We start from the raw sequence: 17,827 nt of genomic DNA on the forward strand, positions 1-17,827 counted from the left end.
ACGTAGCATTATGAAGACACATCCACTGTACGAACCCTGGCTGCAGGGCATGCTCATCATCGCGAAGCACTACCGGCTGGATTTTTCCGCGGAGCATGTTCGGGTCACAATTAACCATGAAAGCCAGTCTCCGCTCCAGCTGGTGCTGGAGGAGATGGCGCGCCAGCTTGGGCTGGGGATGCGTGTGGTGGCGGCTGAAGCGGTATCCCTCGATCCGTGGCGCCTGCCGCTGCTGGCGGAATTCACCGGCGGACAAATCGCGGTGATCAACCGCATGGACAGCGAAGGCAACGTCAGCCTGCAGTTCAGCGGCGATGCGGGGCTGGAGACGACGCTGACGCGCGAGGAGATCGGGTCGCGGTTAAAGGGCCTGATGGTGCTGCGCCCGCTCGAATCCACGCCGGATGCCCGCGTGGATGACTACATCAAACCGTACGAGAAAAACTGGTTCTGGCAGCTGGCGCTGAAGGACTGGCGACGCTACAGCGACATTATGCTGGTGGCGCTGGTCGCCAACGTGCTGGCGCTCTCAGGCATGGTCTTCTCCATGCAGGTGTACGACAGGGTGGTGCCGTCGCAGTCGGAGGCCACGCTGTGGGTGCTGTTTGGCGGCGTGATGATTGCCATCGTGTTCGAATTCATCATGCGTATGCTGCGGGTGCATATTTCTGACGTAGTGGGCAAGCGCGCCGACCTGCGTATCTCTGAACGCGTTTTTGCCCACGCGCTGCGGATTAAAAACGGCGCGCGATCGAAATCAACCGGATCGTTTATCGCGCAGATCCGCGAGCTGGAGTCGGTGCGCGAGCTGATCACTTCCACCACCATTGCGGCGATTTCCGATCTGCCGTTCTTCCTGCTGTTCGTCTTCATTCTGTGGATGATTGGCGGTCCGCTGGTGCTGGTGGTTCTGCTCGCCGTGCCGCTGCTGCTCATCCCGGGCCTGCTGGTACAGCGCCCGCTGGGGAAACTCTCCAGCGAAGGGATGCGCGAATCCGCCATCCGTAACGCCACGCTGGTGGAAGCGGTGCAGGGCATTGAAGACATCAAGCTGATGCGCGCCGAACAGCGTTTCCAGAACCAGTGGAATAACACCAACGACGTCGCCGCCAGCGTCGGCATGAAGCAGCGCTGGCTGACGGGCCTGCTGCTCACCTGGACGCAGGAGGTGCAGTCCATCGTTTATGCGGTAGTGCTGCTGGTGGGATGTTATCTGGTCATCAGCGGCGATATGACCACCGGTGCGCTGGTCGGGACCTCGATTCTGGCGTCGCGGACCATTGCGCCGCTGTCGCAGATCTCAGGCGTGCTCTCGCGCTGGCAGTCGGCGAAAGTGGCCCGCAAGGGGCTGGACGATCTGATGCAGCGTCCGATTGACGATCCGCAGCACGGCAAGAAGGTGCACAAGGCCCACCTGCGCGGCGACTATTCGCTTGAGGACGTTGGGTTTTACTACGACGAGGAAGAGAAACTCACCGTGCTCAACATCAGCAAGCTGCAGATCCGCGCCGGGGAGCGCGTGGCGGTGCTTGGACGCAATGGTTCCGGGAAAAGCACGCTGTTACAGCTTCTGGCGGGCATGCAGGAGCCGCAGCAGGGCAGCATTCTGCTTGATGATATTGCGCTCAATCACCTCGACCCGGCCGACGTGCGTCGGGACATGCAGCTGCTGAGCCAGCAGGCCCGGCTGTTCTTTGGCTCCGTGCGGGACAACATCCTGATGGGGAACCCGCTCGCCACCGATGACGAAATTCATCAGGCGCTGGTCAACAGCGGCGCGCTGGAGTTTGTGCGCAAGCAGAAAATGGGGCTGAACACCGTCATCAACGAGGGCGGAACGGGCCTCTCCGGCGGACAGCGTCAGGCGCTGCTGCTGGCGCGTGCCCTGATCACCTCGCCAAATATCCTGCTGCTGGACGAGCCTACCGCCTGGCTGGACGAAATGAGCGAGAAGCAGTTTATTCAGCATCTTCACAAATGGCTGGGTAAACGCCGGACGCTGGTCGTGGCGACGCATCGCCTGCCGATTCTGGACCTGGTCGACCGCATCATCGTGCTGGAAAACGGCAAGGTGGTGATGGACGGACCGCGCGACGCTATCCTGCACCAGCACGGTATGGCACCGCAAAAAGCAGCACAGCGCACCGTGACCATGAAGCCGGCGGCGGTTGTCGAGGAGGGCGCGGCATGAATGATTTGTCTCGTTTCAATAGCCGGCTGAAGGAGCCTCGCCTGCCGCGCTCTACCCTGGTGGCATGGTCGCTGTTTGCCCTGCTGGCGGTGTTTATCGCCTGGGCAAGCCTGTTCCATCTGGATGAGGTGACCACCGGCAGCGGTAAGGTGATACCGTCTTCGCATGAGCAGGTCATTCAGTCCCTGGAAGGCGGCATTATCCACAGCCTGATGGTGCGCGAAGGCGACATTGTGGAACGCGGCCAGCAGCTCGCGCAGCTTGACCGGACGAAAACCGAGTCGAGCGTGCTGGAGAGCGAGTCTCGTCTGAATGCGGCGCTGGCAACGGCGGCGCGCCTGAAGGCCGAGGTGAACGACACGGAACTCGCGTTTCCGGAAGAGCTGGATGACGACGTTGAGCTGGTCAAACAGGAAACGGCGCTCTACCAGTCCCGTCGTGAAAGCCTCGAAAAAGGACTGGCCGGTTTGCGTCAGGGGGCCGAGCTGGTGCAGCGCGAACTGTCGTTGACCCGTCCGCTGGTGACCCAGGGAGCGGCCAGCAAGGTGGAGGTGCTGCGTCTTGAGCGTCAGAAAAATGAGCTTGAGAACAAAATCACCGAGATGAAAAACCAGTATTACGTTCGCGCCCGTGAAGAGCTGGCGAAAGCCAATGCGGAGATTGAAGCCCAGCGTTCGGTGATGAAGGGCCGGGAAGACTCTCTGACCCGGCTGACCTTCAATGCCCCGGTTCGCGGGATCGTGAAGGATATCGACGTTACGACCGTGGGAGGCGTCATCCCGCCGAACGGCAAGCTGATGAGTCTGGTTCCGCTTGACGATCAGATGGTGATTGAAGCGAAAATTTCGCCGCGCGATGTGGCGTTTATCCATCCCGGACAGAAGGCGCTGGTAAAAGTGACGGCTTATGACTACTCCATTTACGGCGGGCTGGAAGGGGAAGTGACCATGATTTCGCCGGACACCCTGCAGGATGAGGTGAAAAGAGATGTTTATTACTATCGCGTCTATATCCGTACCGACAGTAACCATCTGACCAATAAGCAAGGTCAGGAATTCCCGGTCTTTCCGGGCATGATAGCTACCGTAGACATCAAAACCGGCAGCAAAACCATTCTGGATTATCTGTTGAAACCGCTGAACAAGGCAAAAGAGGCGCTGCGGGAACGATAGGTTAAGGGCGTTCGGAACACCGAACGCCTGGTGAATTATACGGTTGACGTCATGTTTTGAGCGTGGCGTCGCTCTTTAGGTACGACGTTGATGTAATGGGTAACATACGCAAAATATAATCCGGCATAATTTTCGACAAGTTCGAAAAACGCCGGGTATATCGACATTCGACCATCACCACGATCTTTAAGATAACCCGCCTCTTGTGCCGATTTAATAATTCGGTTGACGTGAATGCGCGAAACAAAAAATTCTTTTGCTAGCGTGCTTGCTGAGTATTCAATGACGGCACCATGGGCAGATTTGTTTTTCATGGCCTGCAGGTAAAGATAAAGCATAATCATACGCCCGCCATCTTTATCGATAAATAATCCCACTTCTGGCAGCACCTTTCGGAACGTTAATCCCCGAAAAAGATATTCAGCCGCACGGCGAAAAAAGTTGTTTCTCAAAATATCATTATCCAGCAGGTTAACATTAATGTTAAATGCTGGGTAAAGAATGCTGACGGGCAAAAAAGCACCGGACATATAACGCTTAAGTTCATTGAGACCTTTTTCAGTTGGCGCGATTCTCGTCTTACGCCGGTCTTCCGTGCAGCGCCAGGTTCTGATGCGCCCGGTGGTTCTGAGTATCGTAATGATCGCAATAACGCTGTTAGGGCTGGCTATCTTATAGCGAGAACATAACTCTTTAATCTCTGAAACTGACTCGGCCTGATTTCCAAAAATAAAGCAACACATGGAGAGAATAATATTGAATCGTGATTCCTGCAGCATTGTCTTGTAGAACAAAGGTTGTTTTTTGTAGATGGTGTCATTAATTGTGTAGTGCTCTAATATTGCCTCACCGAATCGCGGATTGCTCTTTATAACATCCCTTCGATGTAGCAAGGCCCTGGATGAGATATGATTATCCATAGCATTTTTCTCGTATTTGAATGAACCGATAGATGAAGTATCCAGTCTTCTTTTTCGGAATTTTCATTATACCCTGAGAATGAGATGTTTGTCGGGGTTATTTGAAAAGAAAAGTATATTTAAACCGCGGTGATTAACGCAAAGATGTTCCGGTGAGTTCAGCTGATAATTGTTTCGTACCCTGTGGCTGTATTGTAAAATTAATGATTATAAAAGGTGCGGTAAATTTTACGTATTCACAAATGGAAAAGGTGCGTTAGTGCCCAGGAGCAGTTTATGACCCACAAAATTTCTCACAGAAATGGGGCGTGCGATGAACAAAAATTTGTCATTTCAGCCTGCGGTTTTACGTTCCAGGGATATCGTCTGATCCTAAGCCAGTACGAAATAGAGGCTTCGCATCTGCACTTTGAGGGGGATGAGATATCCGAGCGGGATATGGAAAATATCCTTATAAATCAAAATGCTCATATCGTTGTCTTTCTTGGTAAGGGGGTCGTGAATCTCCTGGAAAGCCTGAAGCGTCTGGCATCCGTGCTCAATACACTTCCCGTTATTAGACGCGTCACCCTGTATGGTGACATACCGGATGGCTGGCTGTATCGCACCCTGGGCAGTCTTTTAAATAATAGTTATCAGTTATCATTGATTCGTATAGCCCGCGTTTCAGATATTATAACCTTTATTCATACGCACCATAATGTATTTAAGGACCGTTCGTACTTATTACGCGATCGTTACCGGGATAACTCTTCCCAGGAAAACGTAAAGTGGCTAACAAAAAGAGAGATTGATGTTTTATTAAATTTCTATCGCGGTATGTCAGTAAAAGAAATGTGCGAAAGAATGGGGTTGTCGAATAAAACGGTTTATACCCATCGGAAGGAGGGTGTGCTCAAATTAAACTTAATTAAGCGATGGCTACACGATCCGCATAATTTAAAAGCGGAAGGGCGAATTAAACATCAGCGCCAGAAAACAGAATTCACGGATAAGGAAACAGAAATATTTAATGCGCTACTTAAAAGAGAGATCTTCCCTGCCTATCAGATTATTACCGATCGTGACAAAAAGGGCGTAGGTTTTGAAATACTTATTCGCTGGAATAAAAATGGTAAAATTGTCAAGCCAGCCAGTTTTCTCACGGATATCTCAAATCATGAGATATGGTTAAAAATAACAGCGTTAGTCATCCATGCCGCCGTTTCGGGTATTAATAAGTATAACGGGAAATATTATTTTTCTGTGAACATCCCGCCTCGCCTGGCTTCCGGAAATGCATTGCCTGATATGGCACGCAAAGCCATCGATATGCTGCTCAAACCGCAGTGGGCCGAAAAGCTGGTCTTTGAATTTGCAGAGGATATTGACGTAACGAAGGACAAAAGGATCCCTGAAACCATGCGGCATTTACGTAATACAGGGTGTCGATTGTATCTGGATGACTGCTTCTCAAATCATCAAACCATGTTCCCGGTGCGCCAGGTGCATTTTGATGGACTTAAGCTGGATCGGGACATCGTTGAGCATTTTGTGGCAAACGACAATGACTATAACCTGATTAAAGCGATACAGCTTTATAGCGATATGACCGGAACGGACTGTATTGCCGAGGGGGTTGATAGTGAAGAAAAGTTTGAAAAATTAGTCGCACTGGGCGTCAAGAATTTTCAGGGGTATTATTTATCACGGGCCGTGAAAGAGGAAGAGTTAGACCGTATGATAAGATTGTTTAGTTAGGTAAAAATAAAGCCCCGAAGGGGCTTTTGTTATTTTCGACCCAGCAACAGACCGAGAACAATACCGACAGCACCCGCGGCGACGAGGCCGGTGAGGGGATTATTTCTGACCGCTTCTGTTACATCGGAAACGGCATCGCTGGCCTGCGCGGCATATTTTTTAGCTGCACCTTTTACCTGATGCTTCGGTGAATCAACGAATTCACCAAACTGCTGCTGCGCTGAGCCTGCGAGTTCATCAAATTTATTTTTTGCTTTATCTTCAGCAAACTGGGTGTTTTTATCAGTACCGAAATCAGACATTTTTGCCTCCTTTTGTTGATAATTAAAGGATAGCCGCTCTTTGTGGATACGGGAGACGCAAGGCTAAATTCGGCACCTGAAAGGGCGGTTTTCGGATATATCTCTATATCCGGAACCCGTTATTTCTCATTGTCATCCTGACCGTAAAACAGTTTCCCGATGCGGATCAGCGGGCGGCCCTGTGACTTACGGTGCAGGTTACTGTCTCTGAGCGAATAAACGCAGCCGCAGTATTCCTGCTGGTAAAACTGTTCCCGCTTGCTGATCTCAATCATGCGTGAAGAGCCGCCCTGTTTGCGCCAGTTATAGTCCCAGTAAACCATACCCGGATAGCGCGCGGCCGCACGCTGGCCGCAGTCGTTTATCTGCTGCATGTTCTTCCAGCGGGAGATCCCGAGCGAGCTGCTGATGACGCTGAATCCATTCTCTGCCGCATAGAGCGCCGTACGCTCGAAACGCATATCGAAGCACATGGTGCAGCGGACGCCGCGCTCGGGTTCCCATTCCATGCCTTTCGCGCGTTCAAACCAGTTATCGGTGTCGTAATCGGCATCAACAAACGGCACGCCGTGTTTTTCCGCAAAGCGTATATTCTCCTCTTTACGAATGAGGTATTCCTTTTGCGGATGGATATTGGGGTTATAGAAGAAAATGGTGTACTCAATGCCCGACGCCTGGATGGCCTCCATCACTTCACCCGAGCAGGGGGCGCAGCAGGAGTGCAGCAGCAGTTTGTCAGCGCCGTTTGGCAAGGTGAGTTGAGGGCGGATAAAAGGGGCTATCGTCATGGCGTTCTGCACTATGTTTATGAAATTTATGGAAGGGTAGCATAAATTCAGAATCTGTTGAGACGGGATCGACGCAGGAAAGAGCGATCCCGCGGGGCGGGATCTTCTCGGGTATGACGTGCCGCTATTCGGCAAATTTGAGCAACGCTTCTCCGTCAAGACGGTATCGCACCCATTCGGACTGCGGCAGCGCGCCAATGCTCAGATAAAAATCGATGGCGGGCTGGTTCCAGTCCAGCACGCTCCATTCAAGGCGGCCACACTGTCGTTTTACCGCGAGCTGACCGATATGTTTCAGCAGCGCTCTTCCCGCGCCTTTACCGCGATATTCCGGGGAAACGTAAAGGTCTTCCATATAAATCCCGTTGCGGCCAAGCCAGGTTGAATAGCTGGTGAAGAACACGGCATAGCCGGCGATCTTGCCTTCATACTCCGCGATCAACGCTTCGGTTTTTGTACCTGCGCCAAAGAGCGTTTCCCGGATCTCCTCCGGCGTGGTAACCACTTCTTCCGGGGCTTTTTCATACACCGCCAGCTCGTAAATCATGGCGTAAATGGCCGCCGCATCTTCGGGGCGTGCCTGACGAAGGGTGATGCTCATTGTTTTTCCTGCTTTTTAGCGTGTGTCCTGATTGATGGCGTTAAGCATACGGAGTATTGTCCGAAGAATTAAGTGCAATGAAATCAACATATGATGAATATTATGCATCCGGTCCTGAGACGGCTTGATTTAAACCTGCTGCCCGTTTTCGACGCGATCTACCGCCACCGTTCCGTTCGGCTGGCCGCTGACGAGCTGGCGATGAGCACATCCGCGCTCAGCCATGCGCTGTCGCGCCTGCGTGCCACCCTGAATGACCCGCTTTTTTTCCGCGAAGGGCATCGTATGTCTCCCAGCGTTTATGCCTCTCAGCTCGCACCTTCGATTGCTTCCGCACTCTCGTTCCTTAATCATGAACTGACCCCGCAGCCGGAGTTTGATGCGGCCAGCAGTACGGAGAGCCTGCAGATTGCGATAACGGACTTTACCGCGCTTTGCATTTTTCCGGCTCTGATGCACAGGCTGCAGCTTACTGCCCCGGGGTTACGCTTTGAATTGCGCTATCTGCCGCACAGTCCGGCGCTGACGGAACTGCTGGCGGGCGAGGTGGATCTGGCGCTGGGCTTCAGCACTCAGGATGATATCCGACACCCGGAACTGGAAGAGATCGACTGGTTTGAAGATGAGTATGTGGTCATCAGCAACGCGCGGCGGATGCGTCTGACGCTGGAGGATTATCTCGCGGCCCGACATCTGGTGGTGACCCCATGGAATGAGAAGCAGGGCGTTCTTGACGTACGGCTTGAGCAGTTAGGCTATACCCGGCAAATCGCGATCAAAACGCCGTCAATGCTCAGCGCACCGTTTATCGTAGCGGAAAGCGACCTGCTAATGGCGATCCCTCGTTACGCCGCTGAGAAGCTGGTTGCGGCAGCAGACCTGAGGATTTTTGCTTTACCGTTTTCGATACGCACGTTTGAAGTGAAAATTTACTCGCATAAGCGCAGCGGCCAGCGGGGCGCGACCCGCTGGCTGAAGGAGGAACTGCAGACGCTGGCGCAGGCTGTCAGGGGACGGTAGGCTATTTGTTAGCGGTCAGCCCAGCCCGCGCTTTAATATAGAGCAGAGCGAGTCTGTCCATAGAAGCTTAGGTCCTGAAGATTTTATTCATCCAGTAACGGTTTTCGATTATCTTTCGCTGGCTCTGGCTTGAGTTTTTCAACGGGAATACTGCACATGCTTTCCGCTATTATCCCAAAAAGAGAGTCTTTCGGGTAACTTTCCCATTGTCCCACATCCTGTGTCACATGTACGACATCGCCTTCCGCGAACGGTTTCGAAAAATAGGTTCGTGCCATAATAGCACGCTGGTTTTTGTCGCAGTTAATCACGTCGATTGCCCGGGAGCTCGCTATGTAGACGGGAGGATTTTTTATAATGAGTGTTTTCTCGGCGTAGTTATTGATGAAATAAAAGCGGCGCAAGTGGCCGTTACCCTGATAAGTTGAAATCACCCGAAAATCGATATACGAAGCAATTCTTTTATCTTCAAGGATTTTTATGACGCCTGCCGGTGGCTTAGGGGTAGACTGGGGCTGGGGTTTACTTGTCCCGGTACAACCTGTCAGCATAAGTAATACCAGCCATGTTAGCTTTTTCATTTCACATCCCCTGCGGATAAATCAGGTCGTAATGTCGTCAGCATGTCAGGCGTTACATTTCCCTGAACGGTACAGAGCAATAATGTCCCGTCTTTACCTTTGCTGAGCATTAACAGCTTTTCGGTACTTTCTTTTGCCGGAGCAATACCTGACACCGCCTGCGCGTTGTCTTCCCAGTCACTGTTTGGGTTGATTTTAATCATTGTCTGAGAAACATAATCATCTCCCGCCTTTTTCCAGGATAAATGATCAAGTCTGGACATTACTTCTTCTTGCGACTCTTTGAAAATGAGTCCCCAGTAATAGTACTTACCGTAATTGATTTCATCGAGATTGCTGGTTTGCAGGTAATATCCCGATACCGTCAGATTTAATTCATGCAGCGGTTGAGCAAACCAGATGGTGCGATTGCCGTCTTCAGGGGCTTTGAACCAGGCCTGCGAATGCTTGTTGAGCGTTAAGGGGGCTACGCGGCTGAGTTTGGCTCGCTGATGATAAATCTCGTTGAAAAAGGTTGAGTCGCAGCGGGTTAACGTTTGTGTCAACGTGCTGGCGTGAACCGCGGGTGTGGCTACAGCCATACCTGCTATGAGCCCAATGGAGGAGATGTGTTTACGCATGTAATATCCCTATATTAAAAAAAGACCCTATTTTTATCGGCTTATCAGGATGAGACTTTACGCTTTTTTATTTTGCTTCGTTATCAGGCGTATTGAATACCTAACCTACAGTCAGTTAACCCTGCTCATCGAGCATCTGGCGATGGGTTATTGCCTTCGTTTAAAACCCTGCGAAGTTTTAGTATCCATGAAAGAAGTAGCGAATCTTCAGGCCGATAAACTTCAGTACAGGCCAGACATAATGCTGAATTACATATAAGACAGGTGGCACAACCAATGTCGCACCAGTTGCGCAGATTGCGTATACCGCCGAATCCTTTGCAATTAACCCATAGTTTAGGTTAAGTGTTTCAAGATTAATTGCCTTGGCTGTATTCGAACCTACAAATCCAGAACTAAAAACGACCAGGAACACATAAAGTGATGCTGTTATGAGTTTTAAAATTAGCCAAAAAAATTTCACAATAATCACCTGCTGATTGATGCCACCATTTAACACAAAAACGTCCAGCTTAGCGAGTTTATGGTTTGGGTTGTTCTGAATAGTATTCAGATCATGACACCTCATCATCTTCCAGGAATGTCGCCGGGTATTTAATTCAGGCAGCAGAAAATCACTTTCAGATACCTCGTCACTATTTATCTGATGTCACGAATAGGGCAGAGAGAAAAGAATTGCGTAACGAAACTTTTTACATGTTAAGTAACTGGCTGATAAACGTAGAAAACATAAGGTTTACATAAAGCACCTTTAAAAGATACAATACCCCCCTATAGTATCAGGAGGGCGTATGCCGCATTCACCCGAAGATAAAAAACGTATTCTTACCCGCGTCCGGCGCATTCGGGGCCAGGTAGATGCCCTTGAACGCGCGCTGGAGTCGGGCGATCCCTGTCTGGCCATCCTGCAGCAAATTGCCGCCGTGCGCGGGGCTGCCAATGGCCTGATGGGCGAAATGGTTGAGATTCACCTCAAAGATGAGCTGGTAGCGGGGGAAACCACGCCGGATCAGCGTGCCGTACGCATGGCGGAAGTCGGCCATTTACTGCGCTCTTATCTAAAATAAATCCACATACCTGACAAGAAGGGAAGACATATGAAATCTCGCGCTGCAGTTGCATTTGGCCCTGGCCAGCCGCTCAAAATCGTTGAAATTGACGTGGCACCGCCAAAGAAAGGGGAAGTGCTGATCAAAATTACCCATACCGGCGTATGTCATACCGATGCGTTTACGCTTTCGGGCGACGACCCGGAAGGCGTTTTCCCGGCGGTACTCGGCCATGAAGGCGGCGGGATTGTGGTGGAAGTGGGCGAGGGCGTGACCAGCCTGAAGCCAGGGGATCATGTGATCCCGCTGTACACCGCGGAATGCGGCGAGTGTAAGTTCTGTAAATCCGGCAAAACTAACCTCTGCCAGGCGGTGCGCGCCACTCAGGGGAAAGGGCTGATGCCGGACGGTACTACCCGTTTCTCGTATAACGGCGAGCCGGTTTATCACTACATGGGCACCAGCACCTTCAGCGAATACACCGTTTGCGCGGAGATCTCGCTGGCGAAGGTGAACCCGCAGGCGCCGCTGGATAAAGTCTGCCTGCTGGGCTGCGGCGTAACCACCGGCATCGGCGCGGTGCACAACACGGCAAAAGTTAAAGAGGGCGATACCGTGGCGGTGTTCGGTCTCGGCGGCATTGGTCTGGCGGTGATCCAGGGCGCGGTGCAGGCGAAAGCCGGTCGTATCATCGCGGTCGACACCAACCCGGAGAAATTCAGGCTGGCGGGTGAAATGGGCGCGACCGATTTCGTGAACCCGAAAGATCACGAGAAGCCGATTCAGGACGTCATCGTTGAGATGACCGACGGCGGCGTGGACTTCAGCTTCGAGTGTATCGGCAACGTCAACGTGATGCGTTCCGCGCTGGAGTGCTGCCACAAAGGCTGGGGCGAGAGCATCATTATTGGCGTGGCCGGAGCAGGCCAGGAGATTAAAACCCGTCCATTCCAGCTGGTCACCGGGCGCGTATGGCGCGGTTCCGCGTTTGGCGGCGTGAAGGGGCGTACCCAGCTTCCGGGTATGGTTGAAGATGCTATGGTCGGCAAGATTCAACTCGATCCGTTCATTACCCACCGCTTACCGCTGGAGCAGATTAACGAGGCGTTCGATTTGATGCACGAAGGAAAATCCATCCGTACCGTTATCCATTTCAGCGACAAGTAACTCTTCTGCCAGCGGTTTTTCGCCGCTGGCATTTCTTTAATAATCTTCTCTAAAGTGTGACCAGTGCGGCGTTTTTAGCCGTAATCTAAATCTCTGCCGTGCCGATGACTATTTAACAGGCGTGTTTTTACGCATCTTACCTACAAGAGAGTCGACGGTCATGGACAACACTACTTCGATGCTGGCGCAGCGCAAGCTGGGCTTCTTGCATCACATCAGGCTGGTTCCGCTGTTTTCCTCCATTCTCGGTGGCATTATTCTTCTGTTTGCCTTGAGCTCGGGTCTGGCAGGGTATTTCCTGCTGCAGGCCGATAACGATCAGCAGGATGTCACATCCGAAATTCAGGTGCGTATGGGGCTGTCGAACAGCTCAAACCATCTGCGAACCGCGCGTATTAATCTGATCCACGCCGGTGCGGCTAGCCGAATCGCGGAGATGGATGCGATGAAGCAGAACATCAGCGAGGCGGAAACACGCATTAAGCAGTCTCAGGATAGCTTTACCGCCTACATGAATCGCGCCGTGCGTACCGCCGAGGGCGCAGCGCTGGATGCGGAGCTTAAGACCCGGTATGACGCCTATATCGCGGGCATGCAGCCGATGGTGAAATTCGCCAAAAACGGCATGTTCGAGGCGATTATCAACCATGAAAACGAAACGGCGCGCCCGCTGGACGACGCTTACAACGCCGTACTGCTGAAGGCAATTAAAATCCGTACCGACCGTGCCAATGCGCTAACGGCGCAGGCTCACAGCCGCACGCAGCTGGGCCTGATGTTTATGGTGGGCGCGTTTGCGCTGGCGCTGGTGCTGACGGCGATGACCTTTGTCGTGCTGCGCCGCACGGTAATCAATCCGCTGCAGCGTGCAGCGAAACGTATCGAGAATATCGCTAAGGGCGACCTGACGATGCCGGACGACGTGGCCGGGCGCAGCGAGATTGGCCGCCTGACGCGCGATCTGCAAACCATGCAGCACTCGCTTGAAAACACCGTAGGCACTGTTCGTCAGGGGGCGGAGGAGATCTACCGCGGCACCAGCGAGATTTCAGCCGGTAACACCGACCTCTCTTCCCGCACCGAGCAGCAGGCTGCCGCCATCGAGCAAACCGCCGCCAGCATGGAACAGCTCACCGCGACGGTGAAGCAGAACGCCGATAACGCCCATCACGCCAGCAAGCTGGCGGAAGATGCCTCCGGTAAGGCCAGTCGCGGCGGTCAGATGGTTTCCGGCGTGGTGAAAACCATGGGCAATATCTCCAGCAGCTCGAAGAAGATCTCTGAAATCACCGCCGTGATTAACAGCATTGCCTTCCAGACCAATATCCTGGCGCTTAACGCGGCGGTAGAAGCGGCGCGGGCGGGCGAGCAGGGGCGCGGATTTGCCGTGGTGGCAAGTGAAGTGCGCACCCTGGCAAGCCGCAGTGCGAATGCCGCAAAAGAGATCGAAAGCCTGATCAACGAATCGGTATCGCTGATCGACCAGGGTTCCGGCGAGGTTGTCGCCGCCGGTAACACCATGAATGAAATCGTCGAAGCGGTTAAACGCGTGACCGACATCATGCTGGAGATTGCCGCAGCGTCCGATGAGCAGAGCCGCGGTATCGTGCAGGTGAGCCAGGCGATTTCCGAGATGGATAAAGTGACCCAGCAGAACGCCTCGCTGGTGGAGGAAGCCTCCGCGGCGGCGGCGTCTCTGGAAGAACAGGGCGCGCGTCTGACCGAGGCGGTCGGCGCGTTTCGGTTGAGCAGCAAGACACAGGGGCGTACTCAACCGCAGAACTCCGCAGCGGTAAAACCGGCTGCACTACGTCCGGCGGTTGCAGATAGCGGGGACAACTGGGAGACGTTCTGAGTCGACAGCCGTGTCGGGTGGCGCTTCGCTTACCCGACCTACAAAAACTGACCTACAAAAAAGGGACCTTTCGGTCCCTTTTTCACATCTTATTTCTCATCGGGTAATGCGTACGCGATAACGTAATCACCGCGATCCGGCGACTGGCGGGCGCCACCGGCGTTAATGATGATGTACTGCTTACCGGTTTTCGGCGACACGTAGGTCATCGGTCCGGACTGGCTGCCGACAGGCAGACGGTCTTTCCAGATCTCTTTCCCGGTGGCGGTATCAAACGCGCGCAGGTAGAAATCCTGGGTGCCGGCGAAGAACAGCAGGCCGGACTGGGTAGAGAGCGACGCGCCCAGGGTCGGCATGCCGATTGGGATTGGCATGTGCATGCGAATGCCCAGCGGGCCGGTATCTTCCACCGTGCCGACAGGGACCTGCCACACCAGCTTGCCGGTTTTCAGGTCAACGGCTGACATGGTGCCAAACGGCGGCTTCTGGCACGGAATACCCAGCGGTGACAGGAAGCGTTCGCGCATCGCGCCGAACGGCGTGCCGTCCATTGGGACAATCCCCATCTCGATGCCGCTGGCATTTTTCGCCACGTTCGCGCGCGGCACCATATAGTTTGCCAGGCCCAGGCGCATATCGTTGACGAACATCAGGCTGTTGTTCGGGTCAACGGAGACGCTGCCCCAGTTCATCCCGCCGAGTGAGCCAGGGAACTGCAGGGAACGGTCGAGACCCGGTGGGGTGAAGACGCCCTGATGACGCATCTCTTTAAACTGAATGCGGCACAGCAGCAGGTCGACAGGCGTCGCGCCCCACATGTCGGATTCGGTCAGCGTCTGGTTGCCAATCATCGGCATGCCGACGGAGTACGGCTGGGTCGGGGAATAGCGTTCACCTTCAACATTACCAGCCGGAACGGGACGTTCCTCTACCTTCGCGACCGGCTTACCGGTTTCGCGGTTAAGCATGAAGATCATGCCCTGCTTGCTGGTCTGCACCAGCACAGGCGTGGTGCCGCCCTTACCGTCAGGCAGGTCGTACAGCAGCGGCTGGGAAGGCAGGTCAAAGTCCCACAGGTCGTGGTGGGTGGTCTGGAAATGCCAGCGGACCTGGCCGGTGGCCGCGTCGACGGCGACGATGGAGGAACTGTACTTATCGTCCAGCGCGGTACGCTCTCCCGCCCAGAAGTCCGGGGTGGCGTTGCCGGTTGGCAGGTAGATCAGGTTCAGCCTGGCGTCGTAAGACATCGCTGACCAGACGTTCGGCGTACCGCGGGTGTAGGTCTGGCCTTCCGGCGGCAGGCCGGTCAGGTTCGGATTACCCGGATCCCACGCCCAGGCCAGCTTACCGGTGTGAACGTCGTAGGCGCGCACCACGCCCGGCGGCTCGCCGGTTGAGTAGTTATCCGCGACGCGACCGCCGACGACGACAACGTTCCCGGCAACCAGCGGCGTGGAGGTTTGCTGATAATATCCGGGCTTAATCTCACCCATGCCGACGCTCAGGTCCACGGTGCCATGGTCGCCGAAGTCGTCGCAGACCTTGCCGGTATCCGCGTTGATCGCAATCAGACGGGCATCGGTAGTGGGCAGGAACAGGCGGCGAGGGCATGCCGCAGGCTGCGTTTCTGCCTGTGACGTTGTCACGCTGGAGTGGTCTTCAAAATAGCCCAGACCGCGACAGCGCTGCCAGTTAGGGGCCGTGGCTTTGGAATCGTAGCGCCATTTTTCTTTACCGGAATCCACGTCCAGCGCCACAACTTTACTGTATGGGGTACAGACGTACAGCGTGTCGCCAATCTGCAGAGGGGTGTTCTGATCTTCCGCACCCGAGCCGTTGCTCTGCGGAATATCGCCGGTGTGCGCAACCCACGCGACTTTCAGATCGCGGACGTTTTGCTTGTTGATCTGGTCCAGCGCGGCGAAACGGTCGCCGTGGGTGGTATTGCCCCAGTGCTCCCAGTTCTTTTGCTGCTCGCCAGGGGCGACGGGTTTCACCGGAACGGGCTCGTTGGCAGCCACGAGGGTCTGAGGCTTAAACATCCAGCCCAGGCTGGCCAGCATGGCCACCGCGAGCAGGGCCGCGACGCCAAAGGCGGGCGTCTTGTTCGGTGCAGCGTAGTTTGCCGTGCGCAGGAAGGGCCAGACGATGGCGCACAGGAACGCCAGTACGGCAAAGGTAAACAGGCGGGAGAAGAGCGGCCAGAAATCCCAACCCGCATCGCTTACCGCCCAGAATAGCGAGGCGATAAACGCGATGCCGTAAAGCACAATCCCGCTGGTGCGGTTGAGGAAAATCAGGATCGCGGCAATCACCATTACCACGCCCATTATCAGGAAGTAACTACTTCCGCCCACGGTGGCGAGCTTTAAGCCCAACCCGCCGACGGCCAGACCGATGAGCATCATCAGTCCGGCAAGAAGCCACTGCAGAATACGAGGTATCCCGCGCGGCGCGCTGCCAAATGCCATTTCTGTCTCCTTAGCTCCCCCCGCTGTGTCGGGTATGTACCAGTTGGGTAATAAATGCGGTGGGATTGATGGTTAATACCGGTGAATTCGTTTATATCAAATAATTTGCGAACCATTTGGTGAATTCGCCGCTATGATAAAACTGTTAAATTGTTTTAAGCAATTGTTAATGATTTATTCCGCATTATTTGATTAACGCACAGGTCAACCCCCTCGCCCCTGAGGGGAGAGGGTCAGGGCGAGGGGCAAAAAGGTTCTAAACCGGCATTGATTTACGGATGGCGCTCAGCAGCGTCTGCGCACCCGTTGAGAGTGGGGTGTCGACGCGGGTCAATATGCCGATAGGTTCACCGGGGCCAGGGGAGGTAATCGGCAGCGCGATCAGCGTTGCCTGGCGTAAATCATCTTTTACCGCCCCGGAAGGGACGAACCAGACGTAGTCATAATCCAGCGTAAGCTGGCGTGAAAGCGAGGCTGACAGCGTTTCGATACACCCTGAGGGCAGCGTACACCCCTGCATTTGCAGCAAGGTTTCGGCGGTCTGGCGCGGGACGGTCCCTTTCGGGCACACCACCACCGGCCACTCCATGACGCGGCTTAACGTCACCGTGTCCTGCAGCAGCGGGTGATCGGGACGAACCACCAGCTTCAGGGACTCCAGGAACAGCAGTTCGTAATTGAGACCCCCCATCAGTTCAGGGTCGGACATGCGGCCGATACCGATATCCAGCTCGCCCGATTTCAGCCCCGCGAGCAGCATGGTGTTATTCATGGTGGCAACCTGAATCGTGGTATGCCGTTGCTGCTTGTGGAACTGGCCAATCACCGGCGGAAGAATGCCGAGCGCGGCGGTGGGCAGGGCCCCGACGCGGACGACCTCGCTGGTGTGTTCTTCTTTTCGGTGCAGGGACTGGCCTGCGGTATTGAGCGCATCCAGCACCTTAACGGCGTGCGTAAGGAACTGTTCGCCCACGATGGTAAGCTGCGCCCCCAGCCGACCGCGGTCAAAAAGACGGGCGCCGGTCAGCTGTTCAAGCTCGTTGAGGGTTTTTGAGAGCGCAGGCTGGCTCAGGTTAAGAGTTTCAGCCGCACGCCCCAGCGTTCCCTGTTGAGCGACGGCCACAAATGTATGCAAATGGCGCAAGCGTATGCGCTGACTGAACAGACCATTTTTTTCCATAGGCGATGTTAAAAACAGAGCGATGCGGGTGACAAGTTAAGTTATTTAATTTTGATAACCTGATAGCAAAATATTTTTAACATTTGATCTGTTTGAGTTACAACATGTTTTTCGGCGGGGAATAAGAGCGAACGTCCTTGTTCATTTATTGCTCATTGCTGAGGGGAAAG

Annotated in this window: 16 protein-coding genes; 7 read left to right on the forward strand and 9 right to left on the reverse strand. The window is 54.0% G+C overall.

What is annotated here, in order from left to right; all coding sequences use genetic code 11:
• The first annotated feature begins 10 nt into the window (after nucleotides 1-10).
• Both ELK40_RS10985 and ELK40_RS10990 read left to right on the forward strand, forming a co-directional pair.
• A complete protein-coding gene (locus ELK40_RS10985; RefSeq protein WP_127730776.1) occupies nucleotides 11-2,191 on the forward strand; it encodes a type I secretion system permease/ATPase in 2,181 nt (726 codons plus the stop codon).
• Nucleotides 2,188-3,363 carry an HlyD family type I secretion periplasmic adaptor subunit gene (locus ELK40_RS10990; RefSeq protein ID WP_115875014.1) on the forward strand — a complete coding sequence of 392 codons (1,176 nt, stop codon included), beginning with the start codon at nucleotides 2,188-2,190 and terminating at the stop codon, nucleotides 3,361-3,363. The genes ELK40_RS10985 and ELK40_RS10990 overlap by 4 nt, the downstream gene beginning before the upstream one ends.
• Before the next feature lie 35 nt (nucleotides 3,364-3,398).
• On the opposite strand, the gene ELK40_RS10995 is transcribed toward ELK40_RS10990, so the two are convergent.
• Nucleotides 3,399-4,283, reverse strand: a complete 885-nt coding sequence (locus ELK40_RS10995) for a MarR family transcriptional regulator (protein WP_127730778.1) — start codon at nucleotides 4,281-4,283, stop codon at nucleotides 3,399-3,401.
• Nucleotides 4,284-4,559: 276 nt separating this feature from the next.
• Here ELK40_RS10995 and ELK40_RS11000 point away from each other — a divergent pair, with 276 nt between their 5' ends.
• Nucleotides 4,560-6,023 carry an EAL domain-containing protein gene (locus ELK40_RS11000; RefSeq protein WP_127730780.1) on the forward strand — a complete coding sequence of 488 codons (1,464 nt, stop codon included), beginning with the start codon at nucleotides 4,560-4,562 and terminating at the stop codon, nucleotides 6,021-6,023.
• A 29-nt stretch (nucleotides 6,024-6,052) separates the two neighbouring features.
• Here ELK40_RS11000 and ELK40_RS11005 read toward each other — a convergent pair whose 3' ends face one another.
• From ELK40_RS11005 to ELK40_RS11015, 3 genes are all read right to left on the reverse strand, one after another.
• The gene (locus ELK40_RS11005; protein WP_023311651.1) at nucleotides 6,053-6,325 is read right to left on the reverse strand and encodes a CsbD family protein; all 273 of its coding nucleotides are present in this window, start codon (nucleotides 6,323-6,325) and stop codon (nucleotides 6,053-6,055) included.
• Nucleotides 6,326-6,444: 119 nt separating this feature from the next.
• Nucleotides 6,445-7,113, reverse strand: a complete 669-nt coding sequence (locus tag ELK40_RS11010) for an epoxyqueuosine reductase QueH (protein ID WP_127730782.1) — start codon at nucleotides 7,111-7,113, stop codon at nucleotides 6,445-6,447.
• Between the two features lie 124 nt (nucleotides 7,114-7,237).
• Nucleotides 7,238-7,714, reverse strand: a complete 477-nt coding sequence (locus ELK40_RS11015) for a GNAT family N-acetyltransferase (RefSeq protein ID WP_127730784.1) — start codon at nucleotides 7,712-7,714, stop codon at nucleotides 7,238-7,240.
• A gap of 90 nt (nucleotides 7,715-7,804) precedes the next feature.
• Here ELK40_RS11015 and ELK40_RS11020 point away from each other — a divergent pair, with 90 nt between their 5' ends.
• Entirely contained in the window at nucleotides 7,805-8,734 is a 930-nt protein-coding gene (locus ELK40_RS11020; protein WP_127730786.1) for a LysR family transcriptional regulator, read from the forward strand.
• An 83-nt stretch (nucleotides 8,735-8,817) separates the two neighbouring features.
• Here ELK40_RS11020 and ELK40_RS11025 read toward each other — a convergent pair whose 3' ends face one another.
• The 3 genes from ELK40_RS11025 to ELK40_RS11035 form a co-directional block, all read right to left on the reverse strand.
• On the reverse strand, nucleotides 8,818-9,315 hold the full coding sequence (locus ELK40_RS11025) for a surface-adhesin E family protein (RefSeq protein ID WP_244599408.1): 498 nt from the start codon (nucleotides 9,313-9,315) through the stop codon (nucleotides 8,818-8,820).
• Nucleotides 9,312-9,935, reverse strand: a complete 624-nt coding sequence (locus tag ELK40_RS11030) for a hypothetical protein (RefSeq protein WP_127730788.1) — start codon at nucleotides 9,933-9,935, stop codon at nucleotides 9,312-9,314. The genes ELK40_RS11025 and ELK40_RS11030 overlap by 4 nt, the downstream gene beginning before the upstream one ends.
• Nucleotides 9,936-10,113: 178 nt before the next feature.
• Nucleotides 10,114-10,434 (reverse strand): hypothetical protein, encoded by a 321-nt coding sequence (locus ELK40_RS11035; protein ID WP_127730790.1) that lies wholly within the window; start codon nucleotides 10,432-10,434, stop codon nucleotides 10,114-10,116.
• Between the two features lie 292 nt (nucleotides 10,435-10,726).
• On the opposite strand from ELK40_RS11035, the gene ELK40_RS11040 reads away from it, so the two are divergent.
• The 3 genes from ELK40_RS11040 to ELK40_RS11055 all read left to right on the forward strand — a co-directional run bounded on the left by ELK40_RS11040 (nucleotide 10,727) and on the right by ELK40_RS11055 (nucleotide 14,006).
• Complete coding sequence (locus ELK40_RS11040; protein ID WP_021242544.1) at nucleotides 10,727-11,002, forward strand: metal/formaldehyde-sensitive transcriptional repressor; 276 nt, start codon at nucleotides 10,727-10,729, stop codon at nucleotides 11,000-11,002.
• 30 nt (nucleotides 11,003-11,032) lie between these two features.
• Nucleotides 11,033-12,151, forward strand: a complete 1,119-nt coding sequence (locus tag ELK40_RS11045) for an S-(hydroxymethyl)glutathione dehydrogenase/class III alcohol dehydrogenase (protein WP_100122611.1) — start codon at nucleotides 11,033-11,035, stop codon at nucleotides 12,149-12,151.
• 160 nt (nucleotides 12,152-12,311) lie between these two features.
• Complete coding sequence (locus tag ELK40_RS11055; RefSeq protein ID WP_127730792.1) at nucleotides 12,312-14,006, forward strand: methyl-accepting chemotaxis protein; 1,695 nt, start codon at nucleotides 12,312-12,314, stop codon at nucleotides 14,004-14,006.
• Nucleotides 14,007-14,095: 89 nt separating this feature from the next.
• Here the strand turns inward: ELK40_RS11055 and ELK40_RS11060 are convergent, their stop codons facing one another.
• On the reverse strand, nucleotides 14,096-16,477 hold the full coding sequence (locus ELK40_RS11060) for a membrane-bound PQQ-dependent dehydrogenase, glucose/quinate/shikimate family (protein WP_127730794.1): 2,382 nt from the start codon (nucleotides 16,475-16,477) through the stop codon (nucleotides 14,096-14,098).
• A 256-nt stretch (nucleotides 16,478-16,733) separates the two neighbouring features.
• Nucleotides 16,734-17,657, reverse strand: coding sequence for a LysR substrate-binding domain-containing protein (locus ELK40_RS11065; protein ID WP_127730796.1), 924 nt, complete (start codon nucleotides 17,655-17,657; stop codon nucleotides 16,734-16,736).
• Between the last annotated feature and the right edge of the window lie 170 nt (nucleotides 17,658-17,827).

The organism is Enterobacter sp. N18-03635 (assembly GCF_004006055.1).
Classification (GTDB): Bacteria; Pseudomonadota; Gammaproteobacteria; order Enterobacterales; family Enterobacteriaceae; genus Enterobacter; species Enterobacter vonholyi.